The 17,965-nt window shown below is 46.6% G+C and carries 19 protein-coding genes; 8 read left to right on the plus strand and 11 right to left on the minus strand.

Translation table 11 applies throughout. The annotated features are described in order from the left end of the window. Positions 1 to 39: 39 nt before the first annotated feature. Positions 40 to 363, plus strand: coding sequence for a YutD family protein (locus tag RQP52_RS18200; RefSeq protein ID WP_315953193.1), 324 nt, complete (start codon positions 40 to 42; stop codon positions 361 to 363). Positions 364 to 424: 61 nt separating this feature from the next. On the opposite strand, the gene RQP52_RS18205 is transcribed toward RQP52_RS18200, so the two are convergent. From RQP52_RS18205 to ylbJ, 4 genes are all read right to left on the minus strand, one after another. Next, the gene (locus tag RQP52_RS18205) at positions 425 to 1,237 is read right to left on the minus strand and encodes an NAD kinase (RefSeq protein ID WP_315953194.1); all 813 of its coding nucleotides are present in this window, start codon (positions 1,235 to 1,237) and stop codon (positions 425 to 427) included. Positions 1,238 to 1,248: 11 nt separating this feature from the next. After that, entirely contained in the window at positions 1,249 to 1,920 is a 672-nt protein-coding gene (locus RQP52_RS18210; RefSeq protein ID WP_315953195.1) for a PilZ domain-containing protein, read from the minus strand. A 127-nt stretch (positions 1,921 to 2,047) separates the two neighbouring features. Then, a complete protein-coding gene (gene glgP, locus RQP52_RS18215; RefSeq protein WP_315953196.1) occupies positions 2,048 to 4,603 on the minus strand; it encodes an alpha-glucan family phosphorylase in 2,556 nt (851 codons plus the stop codon). Positions 4,604 to 4,667: 64 nt separating this feature from the next. After that, positions 4,668 to 5,906 carry a sporulation integral membrane protein YlbJ gene (ylbJ, locus tag RQP52_RS18220; protein WP_315953197.1) on the minus strand — a complete coding sequence of 413 codons (1,239 nt, stop codon included), beginning with the start codon at positions 5,904 to 5,906 and terminating at the stop codon, positions 4,668 to 4,670. Between the two features lie 277 nt (positions 5,907 to 6,183). Between ylbJ and RQP52_RS18225 the strand changes: the two genes are divergently transcribed. Both RQP52_RS18225 and RQP52_RS18230 read left to right on the plus strand, forming a co-directional pair. Further along, positions 6,184 to 6,576, plus strand: a complete 393-nt coding sequence (locus tag RQP52_RS18225) for a globin domain-containing protein (RefSeq protein WP_315953198.1) — start codon at positions 6,184 to 6,186, stop codon at positions 6,574 to 6,576. Between the two features lie 43 nt (positions 6,577 to 6,619). Beyond that, positions 6,620 to 7,321, plus strand: coding sequence for a DUF2225 domain-containing protein (locus tag RQP52_RS18230; protein ID WP_315953199.1), 702 nt, complete (start codon positions 6,620 to 6,622; stop codon positions 7,319 to 7,321). Positions 7,322 to 7,395: 74 nt separating this feature from the next. On the opposite strand, the gene RQP52_RS18235 is transcribed toward RQP52_RS18230, so the two are convergent. Genes RQP52_RS18235 through RQP52_RS18245 form a run of 3 tightly spaced genes read right to left on the minus strand, consistent with a single transcriptional unit; the run spans position 7,396 to position 8,947 of the window. Further along, positions 7,396 to 8,502 carry a GGDEF domain-containing protein gene (locus RQP52_RS18235; RefSeq protein ID WP_315953200.1) on the minus strand — a complete coding sequence of 369 codons (1,107 nt, stop codon included), beginning with the start codon at positions 8,500 to 8,502 and terminating at the stop codon, positions 7,396 to 7,398. 31 nt (positions 8,503 to 8,533) lie between these two features. Then, positions 8,534 to 8,776, minus strand: coding sequence for a hypothetical protein (locus tag RQP52_RS18240; RefSeq protein ID WP_127453219.1), 243 nt, complete (start codon positions 8,774 to 8,776; stop codon positions 8,534 to 8,536). Positions 8,777 to 8,782: 6 nt separating this feature from the next. Beyond that, complete coding sequence (locus tag RQP52_RS18245) at positions 8,783 to 8,947, minus strand: YycC family protein (protein ID WP_315953201.1); 165 nt, start codon at positions 8,945 to 8,947, stop codon at positions 8,783 to 8,785. A gap of 146 nt (positions 8,948 to 9,093) precedes the next feature. Between RQP52_RS18245 and RQP52_RS18250 the strand changes: the two genes are divergently transcribed. After that, entirely contained in the window at positions 9,094 to 10,911 is a 1,818-nt protein-coding gene (locus RQP52_RS18250) for a M3 family oligoendopeptidase (RefSeq protein ID WP_315953202.1), read from the plus strand. A gap of 72 nt (positions 10,912 to 10,983) precedes the next feature. On the opposite strand, the gene RQP52_RS18255 is transcribed toward RQP52_RS18250, so the two are convergent. After that, positions 10,984 to 12,177, minus strand: coding sequence for a methyl-accepting chemotaxis protein (locus RQP52_RS18255; protein ID WP_315953203.1), 1,194 nt, complete (start codon positions 12,175 to 12,177; stop codon positions 10,984 to 10,986). Positions 12,178 to 12,520: 343 nt separating this feature from the next. On the opposite strand from RQP52_RS18255, the gene RQP52_RS18260 reads away from it, so the two are divergent. Then, complete coding sequence (locus RQP52_RS18260; protein ID WP_315953204.1) at positions 12,521 to 12,889, plus strand: O-methyltransferase; 369 nt, start codon at positions 12,521 to 12,523, stop codon at positions 12,887 to 12,889. Between the two features lie 70 nt (positions 12,890 to 12,959). On the opposite strand, the gene RQP52_RS18265 is transcribed toward RQP52_RS18260, so the two are convergent. After that, positions 12,960 to 14,009 (minus strand): FecCD family ABC transporter permease, encoded by a 1,050-nt coding sequence (locus RQP52_RS18265; protein WP_315953205.1) that lies wholly within the window; start codon positions 14,007 to 14,009, stop codon positions 12,960 to 12,962. Beyond that, the gene (locus RQP52_RS18270; RefSeq protein ID WP_315953206.1) at positions 14,006 to 15,028 is read right to left on the minus strand and encodes a FecCD family ABC transporter permease; all 1,023 of its coding nucleotides are present in this window, start codon (positions 15,026 to 15,028) and stop codon (positions 14,006 to 14,008) included. Before RQP52_RS18270 ends, RQP52_RS18265 begins: the two co-directional genes overlap by 4 nt. Before the next feature lie 186 nt (positions 15,029 to 15,214). Between RQP52_RS18270 and RQP52_RS18275 the strand changes: the two genes are divergently transcribed. Further along, a complete protein-coding gene (locus tag RQP52_RS18275; RefSeq protein ID WP_315953207.1) occupies positions 15,215 to 16,216 on the plus strand; it encodes an ABC transporter substrate-binding protein in 1,002 nt (333 codons plus the stop codon). A gap of 119 nt (positions 16,217 to 16,335) precedes the next feature. On the opposite strand, the gene RQP52_RS18280 is transcribed toward RQP52_RS18275, so the two are convergent. Continuing rightward, the gene (locus tag RQP52_RS18280) at positions 16,336 to 16,572 is read right to left on the minus strand and encodes an alpha/beta-type small acid-soluble spore protein (protein ID WP_315953208.1); all 237 of its coding nucleotides are present in this window, start codon (positions 16,570 to 16,572) and stop codon (positions 16,336 to 16,338) included. A gap of 157 nt (positions 16,573 to 16,729) precedes the next feature. On the opposite strand from RQP52_RS18280, the gene RQP52_RS18285 reads away from it, so the two are divergent. Both RQP52_RS18285 and rnhA read left to right on the plus strand, forming a co-directional pair. Continuing rightward, positions 16,730 to 17,227, plus strand: coding sequence for a hypothetical protein (locus tag RQP52_RS18285; protein WP_315953209.1), 498 nt, complete (start codon positions 16,730 to 16,732; stop codon positions 17,225 to 17,227). A gap of 1 nt (position 17,228) precedes the next feature. Next, a complete protein-coding gene (rnhA, locus tag RQP52_RS18290; RefSeq protein ID WP_315953210.1) occupies positions 17,229 to 17,882 on the plus strand; it encodes a ribonuclease H in 654 nt (217 codons plus the stop codon). Positions 17,883 to 17,965: the final 83 nt, after the last annotated feature.

Raw genomic sequence — 17,965 nt, forward strand, 5'->3', positions numbered from 1 at the left:
AACACGAACGAGTCATAGAAAGGAGAGCTTCCTACCATCATGATTCATATTGCCAATAAAACATACGAGCTCGTTACCGACCATAAAAATGGCTGGAACTTTGAAGTATTCAAAGAACGCTTCAGCGAAGTTTTAGAGCGTTATGATTATATTGTTGGCGATTGGGGGTACAGCCAATTAAGGCTGAGGGGTTTCTTCAAGGAAATCCACCCCAAAGCAACGAAGGAAACCTCCATTGCCGCTCTTCAGGATTACTTGAATGAGTATTGCAACTTTGGTTGTGCGTATTTCATTATTGAAAAAGTAAATGGAAATAAGCAGCAACAGCAGGCACCTTCTGAGCCATCGACGACTACGCCATAGTAGATAAGTAAAAAGACGCCATTCCCACTCGCAAGAGGAAGGAAGGCGTCTTTTTTTTGGCTTATTTTAACTCTAATCCTACAAAAGCTTCGCGAACCCTGTTCCAGAAAGGGAAAGGACGGAATCTGGCAAACTTTACTTTGACATGGGAAGCAACGCGGCAGCGAATAGAAACGACATCGTTGCGCTGCATGTACTTATGATCAAGAGAGAGCAGCATATTCTGATGTGCTTTTGGATATATGTCACAGTGATGGTGCGCCGGCAAAATCATGGACGAGCCTAAAGTTCGGTAAACTCTATTGTTGATTGAAGCAATCTCTGCCACCTGAATAGCTTCCAAAGATGGATGGACCATGGCTCCGCCCAAGCTTTTGTTGTAAGCCGTACTCCCCGCAGGCGAGGATATGCAGATCCCGTCACCGCGGAACATCTCGAACATTTCGTCGTTGATGTGCAGACGTGCAACGAGCGATACTTCAATGCCCCGCAGCGTAAATTCGTTGAGAGCCAAATGCGTTTCTACACCATTTTCAGTCGTGATTTCAATCTCAACAACGGGATACTGGACAACATGAAGTTCCTCTGGGGTGGTTACATTGAACACGAGCGAAGCTAAATGATCTAACTCGTGTGGTTTCCAATCTGCGAAAAAGCCCAGATGTCCGGTATGAAGCCCGACGAAAGCGATGTGATCCAGTCGATGTACATAATTGTGAAAGGCTTGCAGCATCGTCCCATCTCCACCAATGGAAAGGACAATGTCGGGATTCTCTTCATCCCTTGGCATACCTTGTTCAGCGGCGAGCGCGTGGAACCGTGCTGTCAGCTCCTTGGAGATATCATCGCCTCGTTCAATGACATTGTATTTCAATCGTTTTCCTCCTATTGAAGCGTGCAGTATTTGTCAATTTCTTGCAGGATAGATTCAGGTGTATGCCGAAATTTGGCAGCGACACGATAAGAATCGTTGCTGAAATTTGTCACCCTAATAATCTCGCCATAAGCGGTAATGGGGTGTGGAAATCCTGACAGGATGAAGCTGAATTCCAGAAATAAGGGATAAAAAAGCCGGTTTGTCGTAACAAAAGAAAGACCTCCTGCACTGATATCGAGCAGCTGTCCGGAGAAAGCGACGCCCTTGCGTGCGGATAAGCCGCGAATGCCGACAATTTGAAGGGTAATGGGTGTTCGAAGGGAGATCTTAGCCCGGTTGTGCTGTCGGTTCTGATGCTGCTGAATCTCTTCGGGAATAGATAGCGTGAGGTAACAAATCGCTTTTTTTATCTCAAGTTGAAGTAACTCCACGTGCGTATAGTATAAAATTCCACGGTCTTTAAAAGAAAATTCAATAAAAGAAACATGTTCAAGTTTGTCGAATGGAAACGCGCCCGCGAGCTCTAAACAAACTGTGAAGGAATCTTCTCCAATTTTATCAATGTAGAAATTATCTTCATAGCAAAAAGGCTGTCCATCTTTGGACTCACCGACAACAATCAAATGACAATCGGAGTTCGGTGCGATATATGCCAATTCTAGTGCCTTATTCCAATCCATAGCATCACCAAGTGGTTAGATTTGCATTCATGAACGCATACACATACCGTAAGTTCTCTTTTCATAATAATTTATAAAAGAAAATAAGAAAAGCCCCAAAAGGGGCTTAATCGAGGGATTCATACATTTATTGCCATGATAATGTGCTGGTTACTAGTGAAAGTTCAAAAGCATGGGCGAAGTTTGTCGAAATAGGTCGAACACGGATAGAGAAGTGCGGCCCATGGACGAGATGTCCGGGTATGTTTGCTCTATAGCTCTGCACGTGCTCAATCAGTTCGCCAGATGGCTCCATCGGGATGATTTTTTGTTCCCACTTTTCACCGTTGTCCTCGTAATAAATAATCTCTACCGCTGTATCCTGCGGCCAAATAGGGCCGAAATAAATCTGCGCGCTCACTTCCTTGGTTGTCGGTTTGATTTCGCTTAAGGGCACTTCCGTCGACAATTTGGCGGAGCGGTCATCGATCCCAATGATTTTTACTTGATACCAGTTATTACGGATGAATTGCTTGTAATCGGCAACCTTCGTCGCAACCTCATAATGATTAGCAACAAACAAGCGTGCTCGATCCGCTGTCGGCAAATAGGTTTCTTCCGTATAATCCTGCACCATGCGGTGTGTGTTATACACGGGGCTGAGCGATTGGATAGAACGCTTCATCCGGCTAATCCATTGATGCGGGAGATTTCCTTGGTTGTAGTACAAGGGAATAATTTCTTTCTCCAAAATGTGATAAATGGACTGGGTATTTTCTTTCTCCTGCGCAGCCCAATCGGCCGTACCAGTGGAACCAATCGCCCAACCGTTCGTTCCGTTGTAGCCTTCCTCCCACCAACCGTCCAGCACGCTAAAATTAAGAACACCGTTCATTGCCGCTTTTTGCCCGCTAGTTCCGCTGGCTTCAAGGGGTCTTCGAGGGTTATTCAGCCAGACATCTACACCCTGTACGAGGTAACGAGCCATGTTGATGTCGTAGTTTTCGAGCATCACGACTTTGCCTTCGAATTCTTTCATTTTCGAAACTCGGTAAATTTCACGGATAAGCTCCTGACCGGGATAATCGGCAGGGTGAGCTTTGCCGGCAAAAATGAACTGGACCGGCCGTTCAGGGTCATTAATTAATTTCTTAAGCCGGTATAAATCGTTAAAAATGAGATTAGCCCGCTTGTAGGTCGCAAATCGTCTCGCGAATCCGATGGTTAAAGCTTTTGGATTCAAATAATGTCTAACTTCCTCAATTCGCTGCTCGGATTCTCCATTGCGCCTGCGCTGCTCCATCAAATTCTGGCGAGCAAAGCTCACTAAATCATCTTTCAACTGCTGGTGCACCTTCCAGATGGATTCATCGGGGATGACCTCGACTTGCTGCCATTGATGCTTGTTGGCTTGCTCTTCTCGCCACGTGCCGGGCAGGAAGCGATCCAGCAGTTCTTTCCAGCTTGATGCTGTCCATGTTTCCAAATGAACACCATTCGTAATGGAACCGATTGGGACTTCACTAGCGTCAATGTGTCCATGAAATTCTTTGAACATCTCACGGGAAACTTGCCCATGCAGTTTACTGACGCCATTGCGGAGTCCAGCCGTATTCATGGCCAAATGAGTCATATTAAATTGGCCTGTGTGATGGTCAAGTCCGAGTGCTATAATCGCCTGCTTATGGCGTGACAGCTCATTGAACAGCGGTCCGAGATAATGCTCCAACATCCCGATAGAGAACGTGTCATGGCCCGCAGGAACAGGTGTATGTGTGGTGAAGACGGTAGCCGAGCGGACCGTTTCGACTGCCACGTGAAAAGGCAGACCTAGATGCAGCAGATCCTTCAATCGCTCCAAAGTAAGGAAAGCTGCGTGACCCTCGTTGATGTGGTACACATTGGGGTAAATGCCCAGCGCACGAAGCGCTTTGACGCCGCCAATGCCAAGCACGATTTCTTGAGCAATTCGTGTATCCTGATTTCCGCCGTATAGCTGTGCGGTCAATTCTTTATCCGCATGTTGATTGGCTTCATGATCGGCGTCGAGTAAATAAATCCGATTGCGGCCGACCTGTACCTGCCAAATCTGCAAGGTGATAGCCCGGCCCGGCATGTCAATCGAGACGGTGAGAGGCGCGCCTTGATGAAGAACCGGCGCAATCGGAAGTTTGGCAAAGTCATAATCGTATAAGTGGCTTTGTTGTCCGCCTGAAGCATCGATTTTTTGCGTAAAGTACCCTTTTTTATAAAGAAGGCCAACACCAACTAAGGGAATGCCCAAGTCGCTGGCTGATTTCGCGTGATCGCCTGCCAAAATGCCGAGGCCACCCGAATAGATCGGCAATGATTCATGGAAGCCGAATTCGGCGGAGAAATAGGCAACTTTGACGTAGCCTCGATCGCCATGTTTTTCTTGAAACCAGGTGGGCCCGTTTAAATAGGCGTCGAACCTGTCGATCACTTGTCGATACCTGGTTAGAAATTCTGCATTATGACTTAAAGCATCAAGCTTAGCATCGTCCAAATCATATAGGAGACGAACGGGATTATGGCCGGTTTGAGCCCATTTGACAGGATCCATTTGTGCAAAAAGTTGTAGCGCATCATAGTTCCAGCTGAACCAAAGATTAATGGCTAACTCGGATAACCGCTCAATCGCAGGAGGCAATGTTTTGGCTACTCGGAGGACGGAGTTTTGCATACGGTATGTTCACTCCCTTTTATCATCATAATTGTAATTATCATTGTCATGGTAAGTACCCATATTATCTTGTTCCACCAACTTTTTCATACACGAGTCTAAGTAAGGAATATGCAGCAAAGAGCCCCGCAATGACAGTAAAAGCAGCCAAGATAACGGTTCCGCTCATAGGGAGCAGGAGCCTGAGATAGCTGAGAATGGGGGATGTTGGATCATACTGCGGCATGAAAACCGTTTTGGTGTCTCGGAAGACCTGCAAAGGCTCCCAAAAAATAATCACAATAGCTGCGGAAAGCAAAGCATGGATGAAACGGGAGATCAAAAAAGGCATATAACGGAGGTTCGTATGACTTAAAAGACTAACGATCTGCGCATGCACCGACAATCCGCCCCATGACAATATGAACGCCCCAATCGCAACTTTGCTGGAAAGCGCCAATGCAGCAGGAGCATTGCCAGCAGCCTTTGCCCCAATCGTCACCTCGAATAAACCGTTCATGACAGCTTGTGACAATTCAAGCGGAAGTCCTGTAAAGCGCAAAAGGGAATCAATGAGCATGTATATGGCATTCATGACTCTAGCTTGAGTTAAGACCTCCAAGGCAACGGAGAAGAAGACAACAAGTCCACCTACAACGAAAATTAAATTTACCGATTGAAGGACGGATTGGCTGAGAAGCGCACCGATGGATCTTCCATCGGACATGCGGGCAACATGCATGGATTCAAAGGCGCGCTTCCATATCCAGCCTTGGCTGGCGCTCTTTTGCTCGGTAGGGCGGCTTTTCTTGCCATGGAATCGCATCATCAATCCAATCATAAGAGAGCCTCCGTAGTGAGCTACAGCCAGAATGATAGCGAGTGAGGCATCATGGAAGAAACCTATAGAAACAGCTCCAATCAAGAAGATTGGATCGGAGCTTGTTGTAAATGCGACGAGCCGTTCGCCTTCCTCGCGGTTTACGAGCTTTTGGGTCCACAGCTGGCCCGTTAATTTAGCGCCGACAGGATAACCGGCCGCGAAGCCCATGGCCACGACGAAGCCGCCGATGCCCGGTATACGGAAAACGGGGCGCATCATCGGATCCAGCAGAGTGCCGAAGAAGTGAACGATGCCGAAGCCAAGCATAATTTCGGAGATGACGAAGAAGGGAAAGAGGGCGGGGAACAGCACGTCCCACCAAATGGAAACACCGCGCAAGGCTGCTTGAAGTCCGGCATGAGGGAAGGCAAATAAGCATAGAATAATGGCAATAACAACAAAGGCCATAAGTAGCGCCGCGGTAAAGTTTCTTTTCTCCATAGAACTCTACACCTCCTCCTCAACTATATGAAAGAAATGGGACATACATGCCGGCCTAAAAAACTTAGACTTTGGTACTGTTATGTAAATGTATTTATGGTAAAATAGGACTAGTAATAGTCTTATATCCTAGGCCGCGGGAGTGATTCAAATGACAAGTGTCATCGTCGGTTTGGTCGTTTGTATGTTCGTGTTTGTCATTCGAGAAACGCTCATGCATGCAGGGGATGAGGATGTAGAAAACTATTAAGTCATTACGAGCAGAGAGGTTCTCACCATGTCAGAGCAAGAACGCAATACGCTGTATGAATTGATGGGGGGAGCAGAGACGGTCCGCCGGATTGTGGAAGCATTTTATCCTAGAGTGCTGAAAAATCCTTTGTTGGCGCCCCTGTTCCCCTCGAATATTGAACCCGTTATGGATAAACAATATATGTTTTTAAGCCAATTTTTTGGAGGTCCGACGCTGTATTCAGATGTCCATGGACACCCTATGATGAGAGGAAGGCATATGCCTTTTCCTATCACAGTGGAACGTGCAGACGCATGGTTAGGCTGTATGGCCGGCGCTATGGAGGAAGTGGGTTTGCCGCAGGATCTACGGGAATTTTTGCTGCAACGATTGAAAGGTTCCGCTTATCATTTTGTGAATACACCTGAAGAAGAATAGTTCTTCTTTCCTATACTTTCCAGAGAAGAGGCGGGGTTTCAAGATGGTTGAACCTTTGTATGAGATTTCAGTGAAATGTACGTATTGCGACAATTCCTTCAAATCCATGAAGGTTCGTCCAAGCTTCAAAAAAGCGAGCAAAACAGACGCGGATTTTTGCGTTCACTATAAGGGGATCAACCCTGATTACTATATCGTGAGGATTTGTCCTTACTGCGGTTATGCGCATACGGAAAACTTTTCGGATAAGTGGAAGCCATCGCAACGTGAAGCCTTTCACGAGAAAATTGGCAAGTACTGGGCGATGCGCAGCTTTGGCGGCGAACGAACGTGGGAGACTACCCTGCAGAGTTTCAAGCTGGCGCTGGTCAGCGCGCAAATTAAAGAGGAGAAATCCCGCGTTGTAGCAGGACTTCTTCACCACTTGGCATGGCTGTACAGAACCAAAGGCGATTGGGAGCAAGAGAAGCGATTCTTGGCTTTTGCCTTGGAAGCGTATGTGCACGTATATGAGAATGAAGGCATGGATCTGAACAATGCAAGGCTAATGTTTCTTATGGGGGAACTGAACCGCAGATTGGGTCGTTTCAATGACGCAGTCAAATGGTTCTCGCGCATCATTAATGACCGTAAAATCATGGACGCTGCGATGATTCGAGCGAGCCGCGAACAATGGATTGTAACTCGTGAGGATATGCTCGCCATTCGTATGGAATTGCCGGACGAAATGAAACAAGCTACTTAATTAGCTCGAATAAAAATGAGATGAACGCTTGCCTATGTGATGTGGCGATTGCTTGAGTGCGATCCCTTGCATAGTTAAGCGTTCATTTTTTGATCAAGCACTTGGAGTTCCTTGTAGTGGGTGAACCGATTTTTTCCTTGACGTTTGGATTCATAGAGGGCTTGATCTGCTTCATAGATCAATTGAGTTAATTCAGCCTGGGGCGATTTAGCGGTAGAAATGCCAATAGAAATCGTTATGGGTGTTGCAACGCTTTGATTTTTATGAAGGAACGATTGGGCAGCCATAAAGCATAGGCGCTGGGCGTATAAGCTAAGTTTAATCGGATCTATCTCTGAACTGAGAAGAATAAACTCTTCTCCGCCGTATCTTGCGAGATAATCCTCTTCCCGGATATGGTGCCGAAGGACATGGCTAATTTCTCTTAGGAGTTGATCGCCTTCTAGATGCCCGAAGAGATCATTATATTGTTTGAAGTTATCCAAATCGATCATCATGATAGACATTTGTCTTCGATTGAGGGCATTGTTGGCAATGGGCATAAAACTGCGCAGATTAGGAAGTTTGGTTAAGCTGTCTTGATTGGCCTGGAGCTCCATCTGGCGTTGTAAGCGCCAACTTTTATTCTCATCATTAACCATTATGATGAGCGTGATGAAAGTAGCGGACATGATCGCCAGCATGAAAAGCTGATCACCGACATAATGCCAGGACAATCGGCTTATGAGCAATCCATGAATCAGGAGGCGCAAGAGAAAGACATACGTGCATATTTGGAGGCTGTGTCGAATAGGAATGTCCAAGAAGCCATTGCGGTATTCTTTATTATGAAACACGGAGCTTATTAGTGCAGGGGCGAGCAGATCTTGTGCGATGTTGAACCAGACATGATTTTCATGCGAGATAAGGCTGAAGCCCGTCGGCAAGACGGTTGAAAGAAGGGCAATCGGCATGCCGTAACGCAAGCCGGCCATGAAGATAGGCAAGGAGCGTAAATCAATTAGGCCGAACGGCTCGGGCAGAGGTTCGAGCATCATGATGATACAAGCAAGACCGGTGAGCAAAGGCGCAAGAAGCTGCTCGAAGGAATCGGTCAGCATCTTGCTGCGTACTTTCATAGCCACGTAATTCAGTGTGACTAGCGTGCATGCACTTGTCAAAGGAACGAGATACTCATTCATAGGAACTCTTTCTACTCCTTGCGCTTGAAAGCTACGATTGTTTCGTTCGTATAGCGGTGTCCGCCAATAAGTAATCGCGGTCTGTGTCTATGAGCGTCAGCTTGTTGTGACAGCAAGGAAACACAAGCAGCTTTTTTTTACCTTCGTGAATGGATTTCAGTTCGTGGATTTTCAGCGGCAGCAGCACATTGGAGCTATGGCAAAACGGACATTCGGCCACATAAACGTCCTTCATTACAATGTCATAAGGCCAAGTGTTAGCAAAAGGAAACAACACAGCTTACTTCGATTCCGGTTCGCTTTGTTCCGATGTGGAAGATTTCGCGAGCTCTGCTAATTTTTGAAGTAAAATATGTTGTGGCATATGCATGAGATGTTCCAAAGGCACTTTAAGCTGCTCAGCCAACTTGACGGCTGTTTCTGGAGAAATTTGTAACGGTTTCATAATTGTTATCACACCATCCTGTTCCGATTTTTTTGCAGGAACTTTATTTTTATTGAATCATACTTCTTACCTATAAGCAATGAGTAAGATTACTTTGATTGCTCCTGATAGACCGTTTATGATTTAATAAAAGCAGGAAAGGAAAGGTGATAGCTTTGCTTCATTTACCTCTTAATCAAACGTGGAATTTAGAAACTTTTTTTCCTGGTGGAAGTGAGTCTCCTGCATTCGCAGCACATCTGAAGGAGCTTCAAGCTTCGATTGCGGCTTTCCAAGAGCAAGTGCGGAACACACCATCCCCACAGCAAGCAGCAGAAACGGATGGTCTCGCGAAGCTGGTAGAATTGTTCCAGAGTAATTTGAAAAATATTCACGAGGCTGATTCTTTTGTAGGCTGTCTGCTAGCCGATAATCAGAAGGATAAGAAAGCGCCTGTATTGAATGGACAGGTCAAAAGCTTATATGCTGAGCATTTGTCGTCACTCACACATTTTGACCAAGTGCTTACCGGTATTCCGGATGCGGTTTGGTCAGAAATTCTGAAGAAAGAACCGTTCCAAGCGATCGCATTTCCGCTTCATGAACGTCGTGCGTTGGCACAAGAAAAGCTGTCACCGGAGCAAGAAGCATTAATCAATGATTTGGCCGTAGACGGCTATCATGGGTGGGGCGACTTGTATAATTCTACCGTAGGTCAATTCCGTATGCCTGTGGAGGTTGACGGTGAGACGGTTGAACTTTCGGCCGGCCAAGCTTTCAATAAGCTGCATACAGAGAACCGTGAAGAACGGCTTGCTTTGTTTGACAGTTGGGAAAAGGCCTGGACGGACAAGGAAGATTACTGCGCAGAGGCGTTGAATCATCTGGCCGGATTCCGCCTTCAAGTGTACAAATACAGAGGCTGGAACAGCATACATAAAGAGCCGCTCGCGATTAATCGCATGGAAGAAAAGACGCTGAATGTCATGTGGGAGGTCATCGACCGCAATAAAGCCATCTTCGTCGACTATTTGAACCGAAAAGCGAAGCTGCTTGGCGTTGAGAAATTGGCGTGGGTAGATGTCGATGCTCCGCTGGGCGACTCCTCGAAGAAAATTTCATACGATGAAGGCGCAAGCCTCATTATTGAGCAGTTCGAGCGCTTCAGCCCGAAGCTGGCCGCCTTCTCGGAGCAAGCTTTCGAGAATCGCTGGATTGAAGCCGAGGACCGCGCTGGGAAGCGCCCAGGCGGCTTCTGTACATCGTTCCCTGTCTCAGGAGAGACAAGGATCTTCATGACGTATGGCGGCACGCTGAACAACGTCTCAACGCTTGCGCATGAGCTCGGCCACGGCTACCATCAGCACGTTATGACGGATATGCCGGCCCTCGCGCAAGAGTACGCCATGAACGTGGCGGAAACCGCGTCTACGTTCGCGGAAATGATCGTTGCGGACGCTGTTGTGAAGAGCGCTTCGACCGATGAAGAGCGTATTATTTTGCTTGAAGATAAAATCCAGCGGGCCATCGCTTTCTTCATGAATATCCATGCGAGATTCATTTTTGAAACGAACTTCTACGCCGAGCGACGTCAAGGACTCGTAAGCGTAGAGCGTCTGAATGAGCTGATGGTAGACGCGCAGAAGGTTGCCTACCAAGATGCGCTGAGCAGCTATCATCCGCATTTCTGGGCGGCCAAATTGCATTTCTATGCAACGGATGTGCCTTTCTACAACTTCCCATACACATTCGGCTATATGTTTAGCGCCGGTATTTATGCGAGAGCTGTACAAGAAGGCGCGGCATTCGAAGATAAGTACATCTCTCTGCTGAGAGATACAGGCAGCATGAACGTGGAAGAGCTCGCGCAGAAGCATCTAGGTGTTGATCTGACTGAGCCGGACTTCTGGCAAAGCGCTGTAGACATGGCAATTCAAGATGTGAAGGAATTCATGCGGTTGACAGTGGCGAAAGTTCAGGTTTAAAAGAAAAAGGGATGCCCTGGAAGTAGATAGTATCTACGCCAGGGCATCCCTTTTGTGTATATAAGTTTAATCTTACAGCTTGAACACTTGAATTGTCTGTTGCAACTGTGTGACGACACGCGTCATTTCCTCAGCTTGTGAGACGATGCCTTGAACGGTAGCGATCTGTTCGTTCATGGATGCCGAAACCTCTTGTGTTCCTGCAGCGGATTCTTCTGTGATTGCCGAGATGTTCTCCATGGCGGCAGCAATTTGCTCGGAGCTGACTAGCATTTGTTCGCTTTCTTCTGCAAAGCGGTTAATTTCTTCCGAGATAAAACCAACGCTATCGACAATCTGGGCGAAGACCGTTTCTGTTTGATCGATAAGTATGGTTTGCTTTTTCACGACATCTTCGTTGACTTGAATGCTGCGGATTGCTTCCTGGATGCCCTGCTCAATGCTCTTGACGAAGCCAAACACTTCACGAGTAAGGGACGTGGACTCCTCAGCTAGCTTGCGCACCTCTTGTGCGACGACTGCAAAACCCCGTCCGTGCTCGCCGGCTCTGGCGGCTTCAATGGATGCGTTGAGCGACAGCAGGTTCGTTTGCTCAGCAATCTCCGAAATGGAGCGGGTTACGTTAGTAATACCGGCCGCTTGACGAGCCAACATGTCAATGGTTTCGGAGACCTGCTGTGTCACTTCCACATTTCGCTTCATGCCGACGCCTTGGCTTTCAACGGAAGTACGGCCCTTCTCAACCAGAGTCATCATCTGATCGGAGCGATCTTTCATTTCTTTTGCGGAACCAGCATAATTGACAATCTTCACTTCTATGTCTTTGGTCGTAATCGATACACCGGATACTTCTTCAGAAATTTGACCGGCACCGGCAGCTAGCTCATGGGCCGAAATGCTCACTTGTTCCAGGACTGTGCGAAAGTTTTCGTTTTTGGAGTAAATATCGCGGCTTGTTTGGAAAACTTGCTTGGATATGGAACCTGTATCGCGAAGAATATCACGCAGCTTATCGATCATTTTGTTGAAGGATTGGCCAAGTTGACCTAGTGTATCGTCGGAAGTTACCGTTACCTTTTGAGAAAAGTCGCCTTTGGAGATGTTGAGTGCAATGCGGGACAGGTCGGCCACAGGTTCTGTCAATTGGTTTTCAAACCATCTAATGAAAGGGTAGCTTAATGCAAGAAGCAGAACAAGGAAAATAATTCCTAGTAAGCGGTTCCACTCCGATGAGATCGTAAGGACTAGCAGAAATACACAGTTCAAACCTATTAACCCGTAGCAGCCCAACTGTAATTTCTTTCTAAAAGATAAAGTTGACATTTTATCCAAATTGACCGACTCCCTTGCGAAATTTGTAATGTATGCAGGAATAATGGACTATGTTTGAAAATTATAACATTGTATCTGGAAATATTCTACACAAATTCGACAAATATCGTTCGTATTCGATGTATACAAGCAGTATTTGTAAAGAGAGTATTAAGAATAGTAAAAATTATAAGAATATTAAAATAAATTGTTGAAATTTGTAAATTATGTAGATATAATAGGTCTACAGTCGTAATTTACATAATAAGTAAAAATTAAAAACTTAAGGGGGAAGATGATGAGTTTGGATCAAATGTCGCTTGCAAGACAAATCGATTTGGTGTTTAGAAGGATTAAAGATGAGTTATCCCATGTAAGTTCAGGTACGGTGTTTGTTCACATCAGGAATAATGAAATCGGTAAATTCGGTGTGAAGCATCTTCCGTTCGAAAGCAAGGACGGCGTCCTTCCAGCGATTACGGTCAAAGGCCTTACGGAGATTCAGTATCAATCTTTTCGTCAGATGGCGCTTGAATCGTTGAAGCGTAAGAAAAGTTGGACACATGGAGAAATTTACTTTGACTTCACGGTTAGGCAAGGAATATTGTCGGCAAGCATTACGTTTGAAACCAATTATAATATGGCGAGCTTAGCCAAAACGATTTAGCACTTATCCTTTATGAAACAAAGAGCCCCGGTCACAGTTGATGACCGGGGCTCTTTGTTGTATGTAATTGTTAACCGCGATTTCTGCTGCGATACAAGACATAGATAAACAATGGAGCTCCAATAGCAGCGGTGAAAACGCCGGCTGGAATATCGAGCGGTTTGAATACGAATCTTCCCGCCAAATCGGCAAGAAGTAGGAGTAAGGAACCAGTTAACGCGGAAACGGGAATCAGCGATCCGAAGCTGGGTCCTACCAACTTGCGAGCGATGTGTGGAGCCATAAGACCGATGAAATTAATGGCTCCTCCGAATGCGACAGCGGCGCCAGAGAGGGCTACGCTCAAAATGATGAGCAGAAAACGCTGGCGTTGTACGCTGCTGCCCACATTGCGGGCGATGTCTTCGCCTAAGGATTGCACCGTAATATGACGCGCATATAAGAAGATGATCGGGATCAGCAGCGATACCCAAGGGAGAAGCGGGTAAACCGCCTTTTGCCAAGAGACGCCATAGATGCTCCCAGTCATAAAAGTCAGCGACTGATTTGCGAGAATGATAGGTCCAGATATCATCATCAAATAAGTGAGCGCGCTCATCGCGGCGGTGAATCCTGTGCCGATCAGGACAAGGCGAAGCGGGGTAATCCCATTTTTCCATGAGAGGGAGTAGACCAGCAAAGTGGCGATGAATGCGCCGAGAATGGCGGCAACAGGCAGCCAGTGAATACTGATTTTATCCGAGAAAAAGAAGAAAAAGGAAACCGCTCCGAGTGTAGCTCCACCTGTTGAACCGATCGTATCCGGCGAGGTTAACGGGTTTCGCACGATCCCTTGCAGGATGGAACCGGCAACACCCAGGGATGCGCCGATCAACACAGCGACAATCACCCGAGGCAAGCGTAGGGATCGGACAATCATGTTGTTGGGATCCGTCCCATAGCCGAAAACGGCACGTATAACCTCAACTGGCTTGATATAAATACTGCCGATTCCTGTGCTTAGGACCATGACAATAATGACCGCTAGAAGCAAGAACAGAGATACAAGGAGTGATTTCTTACTGATCCTATAAGAGAAACTTTTATTTCGAAACGTCATATGTCGATTGGAATGACTCATTTCAGCAGTCCCCCTTTGCGAGCGATGTAGATGAAGAAGGGAACTCCGAGAATAGCTGTCGTTACGCCAACATGAACTTCCTTCGGCATAACGATGAAACGGGCGATGACGTCAGCGCCAACGAGCAGAATGCCACCTAGAATGGCACTGTAGGGAATAACCCAGCGATAATCGATGCCTACGAGGAATCGAACGATATGCGGTATGATGATCCCGACAAAAACAATCGGGCCTGCGACGGCGACGGAGCCCCCTGCCAACACGACAATAACGACTGCGGTAATGAATTTTACATAAATCGTACGTTGCCCCAGCCCTTTGGCTACATCGTCCCCCATGGACAGGATGTTGATGTGAGGTGCAAGTAAAAACGCTCCTACCCATGCAATTAAGATATAAGGATAGACCGATTGGAGCATGGCCATGGTTCTTCCTTCAACCGATCCAACAAGCCAGTAGAGGACTTGGTCAAACGCTTTACCATTTCCTAATAAAATGCCTTGGGTAAGCGAAGCAAAAAAGGCCGTCATCGCTGAGCCCGCTAGCGTAATCTTCATCGGCGTTAAGCCATCTCTGCCTAAGGAGCCGAGTCCATAGACGAGGGCCGAGCTCACAGCAGCGCCCAAAAAGGCGATCCATGTGAACTGTGTCAGGCTAGATACATTGAAAAATCCAACTGACAACACAATGGCAAAGGCTGCGCCTGAGTTGATGCCAAAAATACTTGGCGACGCAAGTGGATTTCGTGTCATTGCTTGCATAAGCGCCCCCGCAACAGCCAGGCTTCCGCCTACGAGTGCGGCGATTAACGCTCTTGGTATTCGAACGGTCTGAATAATGATCGCTTCGTTCGAAGGCTTCATTAAATGGTCAAATGATTGCATGACCTGTGCCCAAGTATAGTTATGTAGACCGAATCTGACGCTGCAAACCATCATCCCGGCAAGCACGATAAGTGCCGCCAGCAGCCCAATTCCTTTATACAAGGGATATAGACGTTCGTTATTTGAAGAGTTCATAGATAAGTGCCTGCTTCCTTATTAGATGCTTCGTTTATTTTAAAGAGAAAGGCAGGGGAAGTCAACGATTTTGAGAATCATTATCAATTTCGATTGACAGAACCAGCGGAAGCGAGTACCATGTACGTTAGATAATGATAATCGTTATCACATCATCAATTGAACGTGTGGAGGGAACATAGTAAGATGTTTGGGAAAAAGAGACAGTTAAAAAGAGCTTGGGCTCTTGTTGCCATTATGTTTGTAGTATCTATTGTTTTAGCAGCATGTGGAGAAAAGCCTAGCGCTCAGCCAGCAGCATCTGCATCTGCAGCACCGCAAGGAGCCGCTAAGTCCGATGCTCCTCGTACGATTAAGCATGCTATGGGGGAAACCGCTGTACCTGCGCAGCCGAAACGAGTTGTTATTTTGACGAATGAGGGAACTGAAGCCCTTATCGCTCTTGGAGTTAAACCTGTGGGTGCTGTTGAATCTTACTACGGAAATCCATGGTTTGATCATATCAAAGCCGATATGCAAGGTGTAACAACGGTTGGTGGAGAATCACAGCCAAACCTGGAGTTGATTGCATCCTTGAAACCGGATCTAATCATCGGTAACAAAATGCGTCATGAGAAAGTGTACGACCAACTTAAGGCGATTGCTCCAACGGTTTATTCGGAGACATTACGCGGTGAGTGGAAAAGTAACTTCGCGCTGTATGCTGAAGCGCTTAACAAGAAAGCAGAAGGCGACAAAATTATTGCAGACTTCGACAAACGCATTAACGATTTCAAAAGCAAAGCCGGCGATAAGTTGAAAGAGAAAGTCGCTGTTGTCCGCTTCATGGGCGGTAAAACGCGTTATTACTATGGAAATATGTTCACAGGTGTAATTTTCCAACAAATTGGATTCCCGCGTTCGGATCCGAAAAGCGATGAGAAATCATTTGAGGATATTACCAAAGAGCGTTTGACGGAATTGGATGCTGCAGACCGCGTGTTCTACTTTACATATGAGCTTGGCGATGGTAAAGGAACGAAGCAAGAGCAGGAATGGATGAATGATCCGCTTTGGAAAAACCTCAAAGTTGTGAAAGAAAATAAATTGGTAAAAGTGAACGATGCAACATGGAATACAGCTGGCGGTGTGAAAGCAGCTAATCTCATGCTTGATGATCTGTACAAGATATATGATGTAAAACCTTAATGAATGAGGGGACTGCTTCTTACGAGCAGTCCTCTTTCGATTCCGGACGCAAAAAGGAGGGCCTCCTATCAGTAGCTACTGATAGGGAAGCCCTCACTTGCTTAAGTATGGGAGAGATGTTATCTGCTAAATCTGCTAGCGCTGCCGCCTGCCAACTGTTGTTCAGCAATTTGAACGAGGCGACGTGTGATGCTGCCCCCAATGGAGCCTGTATCACGGGACGTCATGTAGCCATAGTAACCGTCTTGAGGAATCTGGATACCTAGTTCTTGAGCAACTTCGTATTTCATTTGATCCAAAGCTGCTGTAGCTTGTGGAACAACTAAAGAGTTGCTGCTGCGAGATTGTCCTGCCATCTGATATCACCTCCAGTAATAGGTAGTATAATCTCTTTTGTAAAATATACTCATCCATTTTACTGGAAATTTTAGGAAGTATTTTGAGAAGCGGAAAAGCAGAATTGGACAGTCTTTGTTATAATAAGAAAAGCAAAGGGAGAGCGGAGGCGAAATCATGTTTGAACTATCTGTAACGGGCTGGTCCCATGATAAAGACTTGCAAATTATACAGGCGGATGTCCAAATGGCGGTAGGCGACAGCGTTATTATAGAAGAACCGCTATGTGTCGATGTGGGGCTCCCTGCGCTGCTGTACAGTGCACTCAGTGATACGGAGCCGAATCGCTTTGCACCGCCGGATCAATGGGAGCAGATGCCATTCTTTGTTTGCGGATGCGGAGACCCGGAGTGCAGGGGATTTTCCTTCGTGGTGCATCATTTGCCGGAGGAACAAATCCAACTGATCTCGGTTGAAGAGCGAACAAACGGCACGTACCGCGAGCTTGAGACCCACAACATACCGGCTGATCACTACAGGAAAGAGGTCCTGGAGATCGGAGAAACCTATTTGGCATTTATCAAAGGGTTGGACTATAAGCCCTATTTTGCGGATACGGTGAAAGTAGTTGAAGGGCTGATACATCAATTACATCAACAACGACGGAGTGAATAGGATGGCAGCAGTAAAATTTTATGTCGTTTGGGTAGGGCATAAACCAGGGATCTATCGATCGTGGGCAGATTGTCAGGCGCAGACCAAAGGATTCCCGCAAGCGAGATTTAAATCATACGAGTCCGAAGCGGAGGCGCGTCAAGCTTTGGAGAAAGGCTGGCAGAAATCGCTGAATTTCGGAGGGAAGCCAGGCGCGTCGTCCTCTTCTGCTTCCGGCACTAAGTCGGCTACCCCTGAAACAGCTCCGGAAGTGGACTATGACAGCTTGTCCGTGGACGTGGGTTGCTCCGGGAATCCGGGGATTGTGGAGTACAAGGGAGTCGATACGCGGTCGGGAGAGATTCTTTTCTACCAGGGTCCCATTTCCAAGGGTACGAATAATTTGGGCGAGTTCTTAGCGATCGTGCATGGTCTGGCTTATTTGCAAAAGCAGGGCAGCAACAAAACCATTTATACGGATTCGGTCACGGCTTTAAGCTGGATTCGCAAAAAAGAAGTTTCGACCAATTTGGTGCGGGACGCTTCAACGGAAGAAATTTGGACGCTGGTTGACCGGGCGTTGAAGTGGCTTCGGACGAACAGCTACACGAATAAGATCGTAAAATGGGACACGAAAAAGTGGGGAGAAATTAAGGCTGATTTTGGCAGAAAATAATCCCTTGCTTTTACATTGACGCGTCAGTACACTAAAGGAAGAATTTTGATGAAAAGTGTGATATGATAGATTCATTGTTTTTA

Origin of the sequence: Paenibacillus violae (assembly GCF_032461945.1) — a bacterium.
Lineage (GTDB): Bacteria > Bacillota > Bacilli > Paenibacillales > NBRC-103111 > Paenibacillus_E > Paenibacillus_E violae.